At 41.5% G+C, this 5981-nt stretch carries 5 protein-coding genes; 1 reads left to right on the top strand and 4 read right to left on the bottom strand.

Going from position 1 to position 5981, the window contains the following annotated elements:
* Positions 1-599: hypothetical protein (locus ON09_RS21920; RefSeq protein ID WP_029204559.1), on the top strand; the 599-nt coding region annotated here is incomplete at its 5' end.
* Positions 600-837: 238 nt separating this feature from the next.
* On the opposite strand, the gene ON09_RS21915 is transcribed toward ON09_RS21920, so the two are convergent.
* The 4 genes from ON09_RS21915 to ON09_RS21900 all read right to left on the bottom strand — a co-directional run bounded on the left by ON09_RS21915 (position 838) and on the right by ON09_RS21900 (position 5942).
* Entirely contained in the window at positions 838-2172 is a 1335-nt protein-coding gene (locus ON09_RS21915) for a paraquat-inducible protein A (RefSeq protein ID WP_010603217.1), read from the bottom strand.
* A 17-nt stretch (positions 2173-2189) separates the two neighbouring features.
* Positions 2190-3515, bottom strand: coding sequence for a paraquat-inducible protein A (locus ON09_RS21910; RefSeq protein ID WP_010603216.1), 1326 nt, complete (start codon positions 3513-3515; stop codon positions 2190-2192).
* A gap of 520 nt (positions 3516-4035) precedes the next feature.
* Positions 4036-4932 carry a helix-turn-helix domain-containing protein gene (locus tag ON09_RS21905; protein WP_010603215.1) on the bottom strand — a complete coding sequence of 299 codons (897 nt, stop codon included), beginning with the start codon at positions 4930-4932 and terminating at the stop codon, positions 4036-4038.
* Positions 4933-5003: 71 nt separating this feature from the next.
* Positions 5004-5942 carry an aldo/keto reductase gene (locus ON09_RS21900; RefSeq protein WP_394358231.1) on the bottom strand — a complete coding sequence of 313 codons (939 nt, stop codon included), beginning with the start codon at positions 5940-5942 and terminating at the stop codon, positions 5004-5006.
* Between the last annotated feature and the right edge of the window lie 39 nt (positions 5943-5981).

Raw genomic sequence — 5981 nt, 5'->3', positions numbered from 1 at the left:
AAATTATCCGTGTAAGCAACTGGGACAAAAATGAGATATCGGTAGAGGCATCGATAAAAGTGAACGGTGTAGCGGCGAATGATGTTTTTTCCTTGTCAAACAGTGAAGCAGATGGCAAGGTATTGATTGAGAACAAAGTGGACATGGATAAAGTGCCCCAACGGTTTTACACGGTAGAAAATGGTGAGAAACAAATATTCGATAGCCGGGCACAAATGGAAGCCTTTATAAAGGAAAAAGGAAATACTGTCACTTCCAGCTACCAGACTAAAGACATCGAAATTTTAATCGACATTAAACTTCCGGCAAATGTGGTAACCAATGTAACAGCTACGTATGGTGTAGTGGAAGTTGCTGATTTTAACGGACCGATTACCATTGATGCTAAATTTGGCGGTATTGATGCCCGGTTAAGCCAGCAGCAGGTGGGTACACTTAAAATGACCAACCGCTTTGGTAAAATTTATACCAATTATAATTTTCAGCCCAACGAAGTAAAAGAACAAAGATTCTTCACTTCTATCGCCGCTCATCCTGGTAAAGGCGCCAGCTATGATTTTAATTCATCTTTCGGAAATATTTATTTAAGAAACCCTTAAGAAAATTCCGCCACCACAACCTGAGCAACCAATAGCCGGATAGAAATTAACTAATACTTCTTGCAAAATTTAGATGGAAACCTCGTTTACTAATTTGAACTTGTTTTAAAAGCACCAGAATTGGCAAAGGTTGTGGTGGCAATTTTTTGTTTGGCTTCCTCAATAAAGAAACCCTGATGGGATACCAGCCCATAGTAATTTTAATCAAAATCATATTTCTTTTGGAAACAGAGATTTGCTAATTGCATTCTCCATTCCGTTCATCAATCTTTTTGATGATGTAAGAAAGTATTTTAGCGTATACTACGTAGGCTACAAACACGTAAAAACCAAGTTGCAGTGCCGAATTGTTTGCTGTTACCGTTTTCAGCACATCGTTTTCGATATTTAAGCCCGAGAGCTGACTTTTTAAGATCCCGTTTAACCCAATATAAGTCATCGCAATACCGACTACCATTACATCGGCCATATCCCATTTGCCCAAATCAAAAGCCATAAAACGTAAAACCTTCTGGCTCCCGAATAGGTGTGCACAGGAAACATGGAGGGCTCTGGCGATGATCCTCAACAGCGGAAAAACAACCACGAAAATGAGCAGCAATACGCCAACCAATACCGCATCGGGTTTGGGTTGTTCAATCAAGGTTCCGATAATACCCAATATACTTTTACTCTGGAAAAATAGTACCTGATTAGTGAAGGCTAATTTATCACCCAATAAAGCAAACTCCATCGACTGGATACGGGCATCCACCTCAATAATGGGCGATGTAACACCAACAACCAGCAAAACCAGGGCGAACAGGAGCGACATCACAAATAATGGCACATGCAACCGTACCTGTTTACGCAGAAACAACCATAAAATGAGTGCAATGGATACACAGCCTAAAAGGCAAAGTCCGTTAAATGTAGTTTCTTTTTTAATTTGATCCAGTTTGGTTTTTACTACCTGATCAAAAGCATTCGCGTTATTGACGTGATATTTGTGGTAAATATTACGTTCTACAGTGCTGATGGTGGTATCGGAGCGATCATATGTTTGCTCTTCCAATTCATCCAGCTTGCTGTTGGCAATACCTTTGATGCGTTTCAGGCTGGAAGGGCTCGTAATTTTGACAACAATGGTTCTGGCGAATGACGGAACCTGGGCATGTAGTTCATCAACATCTACAAAGGTATTGAAGGCCAGCTTTTTTAATTTGCCGGCCAAACCCTTTTGCGGCCTGGTAATTTCGGCTACCGCTTTGTTAATTAACCCGTGTAATTGTTTTTCTACGCCTTCCCGCATTTCGGTTTTCTGCTTGGCGGTTAACTTAAAGCCTTTTACTCTCCGGTCTACCACTGCCGAGATTTTTTCTCCCCAACGGTCTACCGAGAAAATGCCAAAAGTAATGTTGTTCGATAAACTATAATCTTCCTTAATCGATTTTTGTTCGTAGGTAACTTGATGAAACTGGTAGCCAAAAAAAGCTGCGCCTATTAAAAGGATACTTAAAACGGCTATAAGCGCAAATGGAGCAAACTTGTTTGCTTTTGCAGGAATATCGGGAGTATTGGTTGTTGTTGCCATAAAATTAATCAAACCTGTTAATGGGCATCGTGTGGAGTAATGAACTTCAAAATGGTGGACAATATGAGTCCATAAAGTACAAAACTGATAAAGATGATATATCCTGGCTGTAATGCCGTATTGTTAGTGGTTAAGATGGTCAGCGAATCATTTTTGATATTCAAGGCCTGTAACTGTCCTTCCAGCAAACCGTTCAGGCCAATATAAGCCATCAATATGGCGATCACAATGACGTCGGCCATGCTCCATTTACCAGATTGAAAGGCAAAATACTTGATCACGCCGTTTTCTGCCAGCTTTTTGTTTCCTAAAAGGTGAATACCGGTTGAGCTCAGTTTTACCACCGGAAACAGGATACTAAATACCAGAATCAGTACGCCCACCAAAATCGAATCTATACCGGATTGACTGATCAGCACCATCACCACATCCATAATACTCTTGCTCTGGAAAAACAACACCTGATCTTTGAAAGTAACATGCTCCCCCAGTAACACGAAATCGAGCGACCGGATTCGGGCATCAACCTCAATCATGGAAGCGGTCAACCCGACAGCCAACAGCATAAAAGCAAATAACAGCGACATTACAAATAGGGTAACATGCAAATCACGGCGTTTCCGTAAGCCCCACCAAAATGCCAGCACCACCGCTACACAACCCAGCATCCCAAAAGAATAACGATAAGTTTGGGTACGGATTTCGGCCAGTGCTGCCACCAGCTTTTCGTTAAGTGAAGGCGTTGATGAAACTTTGTAACGGGCATACATGGCTTCTACTTCCTTGCGTTTAGCCACAAAAGCACTGTCTTTCATCTCTTCGCTGGCCAGTTCGTTAAATTCGCCAATGGCCATTTTACTAAGTTGGCGTTTGTTTTTAGGATCGTCTACTTCAGCAATAATCTTCCTGGCAAAACCCGGTACCTGTGCCCGGATGCTATCAGAATTCACGAAATTTTTGATGGCAAATTTTTGGATTTTTCCACTAATGGTTTTCTTTTTCTTGTTGACCAGTGCTTCTGCCTTATCAATAAGCGCCAACAGCACCTGCTCTACCTCCGTTTGCAGCACCTTCTTTTGCTTTTTCGTCATCTTCAGGTTACGAACCTGGTGATTGACAATTTTCGACACATTCTCTTTCCACTGTTGAACAGAGAAAAGTCCGAAAGTGATGTTATTAATGTTGGAGTAGTCTTCCTTAATGCGCTCCTGCTGATCGGAAAGTACATGCAACTTCCATCCGAAATAACCTTCGGCACCAAGCAACAAGGCAAGTGCGAGGATTAAAAGCAATTTAGGACGAAAGGAATTTCGTTGCTTTTGAGGGTTTTCTGATGTTTCCAAGCCTGTGGGTTTATAGGGTAATTTTGCTCCTTGTCCAAAACATCCATCATCTTTCCAGTGGTTAGATAGGGGATGATGTCAAATCTTTTGGTTAGTCGTTCGGCAGATAAAACCAATAATCCCTTAAAAAGGTTTTAAAAGGAAAGAAATTTTGTTTTGGTAAGATAGCGATGCCTCGATAGTTAATGCGGCAATATTATCCCTTAGGCCAAACAACCATTGGCGAATGGAACCAGATAGGCAATTCCTCCAAACGATCGGTCATCCCAAATCGATCGTCATTGCGAAGCCTGTTTTTCACAGGCTGTGGCAATCTCATCGTTTATAAAACTACTTTAAGCTTTATGCCTTAAGCTCAAATATCATCCTGAGCCTGTCGAAGGAAACACCAAAAATACCTCCCCGTCATTGCGAAGCCTGTTTTCACAGGCTGTTGCAATCTTATCTTTTACGCCATAAAACTTACTTTCAGCTTTATGCCTTAAGCTCAAATGTCATCAATGGCGATAAAAAACCATCGCTAATTAAACGTTTGCCGAAACTCAACTGGCGACATGTTCGTTTTCTTCTTGAAAAGTGTGCTGAAAGATTGTGCATGTTCAAAGCCCAACGCATAGGCAATCTCACTTACGGATAAATTTGTAGTTGATAACCTTTCTTTGGCCTGATCAATCAATTTCTGATGAATATGCTGTTGCGTATTCTGCCCGGTGTGTATACGAAGTAAATCGCTGAGGTAATTCGGTGAAAGATTCATCAAATCTGCAACATATTGTACCGTTAAAAGTCCACGGTTTTCTGCTTGCTGTTCCTGAAAATAATCATCAACCAATTGATCAAATTTTGCCAATAACTGGTGATTATTGTTTTTACGTGTAATGAACTGGCGCTCATAAAAACGATTGGAATAGTTTAGTAAAAGTTCAATCTGAGAAAGGATAATTTCCTGTGTATGCCGGTCGATATGCACACATTCTTTATTGATTTTATCCAGAATGGTAATCAGATTTTCCTCTTCTTCAGCAGATAGATGCAAAGCTTCGTTTACGGAGTAAGAGAAAAAACCATATTGATGAATGCTGGTGGCCAGGCTGTGTTTCAACAAAAAATCAGGATGAAAAATCAGCAGATAACCAGAACCACATTCTGTAGCTTGTAAATCGAGGTGCTGCACCTGATTAGGTGCCGTAAAGCTCAGCACCCCTTTATCGTAATCGTAATGCTGCTGGCCATACCTGATTTTCCCGGTGGCCTCCCTTTTTAAGGCCACACAATAAAAGCGGTTTACAAAACCTTTCCAGATTTCATCCTCCAAAAAAATACAATGATCGAGATTGATGACGCTAACCAGAGGATGCAAGGGCTCAGGGAGCGACAAAAGCTGGTGGAACTGGGAAATTGATTTGATGGCATTCATGCTGTAATTTATGAAATATGCAAAAAAGAAAAGCGGTTGCATTGTAAAAAATGCAGCCGCGGAAATGTAATTTAATCGATCAGGCCCATGCTAAATTCATCATAGGGTTTACCGGTATCGGTTCCAATCGGCACGATGCTTTCCAGTCTGGAAAGATCGGTTTCATTTAAATGGATCAGTGTGGCGCCCAGGTTTTGCTCCAGGTATTTACGGCGTTTTGTTCCGGGAATGGGAACAATGCCTTTACTCATGATCCATGCCAGGGCAAGTTGGGATGATGTTACATTCTTTTCTGCCGCCAGTGCTTCTATGGCTTTTACCAGTTCAATATTCTGATGAAAATGTGCTTCCTGAAAACGCGGAATTGCCCTGCGAAAATCATTCTCCGGAAGATCGTTGATACTTTTAATCTGGCCAGACAAAAACCCACGACCAAGCGGGGAGTAAGCCACAAAGCCTATGCCCAGATTGTTCAAAGTGCTTAACACACCCCGTTCTTCAACCGTACGCTCAAATAAAGAATACTCACTTTGAACAGCGGTAATGGGATGAACAGCATGTGCTCGCTTAACAGTCTCTGATGAAACTTCAGATAAACCGATATAACCAATTTTCCCTTCTTTAACCAATTCGCTCATGGCGCCAACCGTTTCTTCAATTGGCGTATTTTTATCCAGGCGATGCATATAGTACAGATCAATATAATCGGTATTGAGGTTTTTTAAGGAACGCTCAACAGATTTTTTCACGTAATTTTTTTGACCGTTAATTGCCCAGGTTACCTGATGCTGATCATCAATCTCCCAGCCGAATTTGGTGGCAATGATGTACTCGTTACGTTTTCCTGAAATGGCCTTCGCAATCAGTTGTTCGTTTTTAAAGGGCCCATATAAATCGGCTGTATCCAGAAAATTCCCGCCCAATTCCAGTGAGCGATGAATGGTAGCAATCGCTTCCTGTTCATCTGCAGGGCCATACATGTGGCCATCTTCAAAACCCGTCATGCCCATACAACCCAAACCCATATTCGAAACACCAATCCCTGGCTG

This window comes from Pedobacter agri PB92 (genome assembly GCF_000258495.1).
In the GTDB taxonomy this organism is placed as follows: domain Bacteria; phylum Bacteroidota; class Bacteroidia; order Sphingobacteriales; family Sphingobacteriaceae; genus Pedobacter; species Pedobacter agri.
The sequence above is the reverse complement of the archived record's forward strand: the minus strand, read 5'-3'. Positions and strand labels throughout refer to the sequence as shown.